Consider the following 2,757-nt stretch of genomic DNA (forward strand, 5'->3'; position numbering starts at 1 on the left):
TAGGCAATCCCGAGCAGAATAAATACAAAGGTTTTACGTTCTTTTTCGGCATCCAGATGCGCAAGTAAACCCAGCGCCAGAGGCAACATCATAGCTGCGGTGGCGGTATTGGAAATCCACATCGACAGGGCAGCAGTTACTAAAAAGATAGCCAGTACCGAAGCACCGAGATGTCCACCGGAGAGCGAGATAATCCATGTGGCAATCTTCTTGTCCAGTTTCTGGATATGCAGCGCCGTAGCCAAAGCAAAACCACCAAAAAACAGGAAAATCACGGGATCGGCAAAGGTAGCGAGTGCTGCCTGCATGCTAATCGGTACCAGTTCATCACCATCTGCCATCGGCATACTCAATACAACCGCCAGTACCGGTATGAGTAGGGCTGTAATCGTAATATGCAGGGCTTCGGTCAGCCATAGAATGGCGATAAAGGTCAGTAGGGCCAATCCCTTATTGGCATTTTCGTCATAGGGTAAAATATGATACAAGCCATAAGAGATCACGGCAGCGATCACAATTAAAATCCAGCCTTTGCGAATTCCTTTTGGCATGGCATTAGTCGGGGTGCGTAAAGGGTCGTTGATACAACCTCCTTGCTCAACTTTTTTATTTAAAAGCGTTTTTGAAATTCTTATAAAAGTGAATATGTGGTTTGATTAAAAAAGATATTATTTGAACAGTATAGTAGAGTGTTGTAATAATCCCAGACTTTGCCAAAGTGCGTAAATCCCCAGTCCAAATAGAAAAAATAGCACCAGATATTTGAAATGTTGCTGGGAAAGTCGATGACGTATTTTCCCACCCAGCCAGACGCCGATGAGAGCAAATAATGTGATTCCAAGCAGGATATGTCGCTGGTGAGTTTGCAAAGAAATGAGAATTGGGAAAAGTAAGGTCAACTGCACTAGCTTGCTGGCAATAAAGTTAAGATTACTGATGATGACAATATCGGTTTTAGAGAGCTGACAGCTAAGCAGATACATCATCAGGAAGGGGGCCATGGCATTGGTTGCACCTCCAATCATGCCGGCCAGTAAACCGAATCCCAGCATACTGAGCTGACTACTACTGACCCGAAGCGGAGTAGAGCGTAACTGATCCAGTACATAGAAAATAATTACCAGACCCAGCAATAATTTAAGATAGCCTTCATTGATCCAGATGAGTAGTTTAACCCCTATCACGCTACCGACCAGACTGCTGAGCATGAGTGGCCAATAGCGTGAGGCATAATAGCGAATGCTCTGCAACAGGCTATGTTTTGGATCACTATTAAGCATCCAAAGATTCAATAACAGGCAGGGGAGAATTACCAGGGTGACTGCTGTACTTAAGGCATATTCACTGGATAAGGCAGCCGTACTCAGCATAGGAAAGCCAAAACCACTGACCCCATGCAGTAATGCCGCGATCGCACACAGCCAAAGTACAATCCATTCTGCCTGCGTCATCTGAAATCCATTTCAAGTAGAAAGTATCAACTTATCCTGAATAGGCGAGTAGGGTAAAGCGTAAAATGGTAATAAGACCAAAACCTAAAAATCAGACAAAAAAAACCACGATCTTTTGGGGGAAGGACCGTGGCATAAAAATTTCACCATATGAATATTTAGGTGAAAGAGGAAACGATTTTATCGGTAGTCTTTATCCTGATTCACGGTACGCACAGGACGTTCATAATCAGTTCTGCTCGCAGCATAATCAGGCATAGAATTCTTTTTTGGCATCACTAACCATAGAACCAGATAAACTAAGATACCCGGGAAAGCAGCACTCATGACCGAAATAATCACGAAGATCAAGCGTAATAAATTTGCGTTCCAACCAAAACGTTCAGCAATACCACCCATTACACCTGCAATCATGTTTGAGCGGTTAGAGCGATATAAACCAACATTGGCCATCCAAGTCTCCTGATAGAAAAAATAAGGTTGAGTCTAAAAAATGACTCGTATTTATAAGAATGGAGTTTTATCTGAATTTTTAAAGTATCTATTGAAAATAAATTCGTTAAGTAATGTTACGGGAGATTAAATAATCCTTAAAAAATCACTAAGATCATAAAAATTCCATTGAATTCATTATTAAAACTTATAAGTTTTCAGTGAGTCGTCTGCCTATATAGATGTGCACCCCTTCAGGTATATTTTTAAAATGAAATCGAATGTATCGCATCATTTAAGTGGTTTATGCCGGCTTGGATTTGTGCTGGGAAGTGTTGCAGGACTGATTGCCTGTGATGACCATCAAAGCAAACCCTTACCTGATACTGCGAAAACTTTGGCACAAGATGGCGTTGTGATCTCCGCCGCCAATGAAAGTTATGACACCCGTAATGCTAAATCGCTCACCCAGACTGCAACCTATAATGCATTGCCTGTAGAACCAAATGTCGATCCTAAACCTGTACCGGATTATGCCAAAAGCTATGTCGGGCGTTATCTTACCCAGATTGATTGTGACGGACGGTTTGCACCTTGTACGGAAGGGAAATCGGTGTTTATTTTGACTTTATTGCCAGATGGTACAGTGCATCGCAGTATCGTGCATTATGGCAAAGTCTTTGTGAATAATTCCAGACGAGTTCAGACCGAAAGCAATGTGACCTATCGTAAGGACCGCTGGACGATTAATCCGGAACAAACTGAACTGATCGTGGACCGTAAAGAGGGGGCAAAATTCTATTATACAATTAAAAGCCCAACCCATCTGGTCATGAATCTGGAAAAAATTTATGACGAAAAAGAACGGGCAAAC

The 2,757-nt window shown here is 42.2% G+C and carries 4 protein-coding genes; 1 reads left to right on the top strand and 3 read right to left on the bottom strand.

Translation table 11 applies throughout. The features are described from left to right. The 3 genes from B4J23_RS11275 to B4J23_RS11285 form a co-directional block, all read right to left on the bottom strand. Nucleotides 1-551: SLC13 family permease (locus tag B4J23_RS11275; protein WP_291360681.1), on the bottom strand; the 551-nt coding region annotated here is incomplete at its 3' end. 117 nt (nucleotides 552-668) lie between these two features. Then, complete coding sequence (locus tag B4J23_RS11280) at nucleotides 669-1,451, bottom strand: sulfite exporter TauE/SafE family protein (RefSeq protein ID WP_291360683.1); 783 nt, start codon at nucleotides 1,449-1,451, stop codon at nucleotides 669-671. Between the two features lie 180 nt (nucleotides 1,452-1,631). Then, nucleotides 1,632-1,904 (bottom strand): PspC domain-containing protein, encoded by a 273-nt coding sequence (locus B4J23_RS11285; protein ID WP_034169835.1) that lies wholly within the window; start codon nucleotides 1,902-1,904, stop codon nucleotides 1,632-1,634. A 250-nt stretch (nucleotides 1,905-2,154) separates the two neighbouring features. Here B4J23_RS11285 and B4J23_RS11290 point away from each other — a divergent pair. Then, the coding region (locus B4J23_RS11290; RefSeq protein WP_291360685.1) for a hypothetical protein at nucleotides 2,155-2,757 on the top strand (603 nt) is incomplete at its 3' end.

Origin of the sequence: Acinetobacter sp. UBA3025, from assembly GCF_002367915.1 — a bacterium.
GTDB lineage: Bacteria > Pseudomonadota > Gammaproteobacteria > Pseudomonadales > Moraxellaceae > Acinetobacter.

Coding starts and splice junctions, on each gene's coding strand:
- B4J23_RS11285 (WP_034169835.1), bottom strand. CDS start 1,904: ATGGCCAATGTTGGTTTATATCGCTCTAACCGCTCAAACATGATTGCA.
- B4J23_RS11280 (WP_291360683.1), bottom strand. CDS start 1,451: ATGACGCAGGCAGAATGGATTGTACTTTGGCTGTGTGCGATCGCGGCA.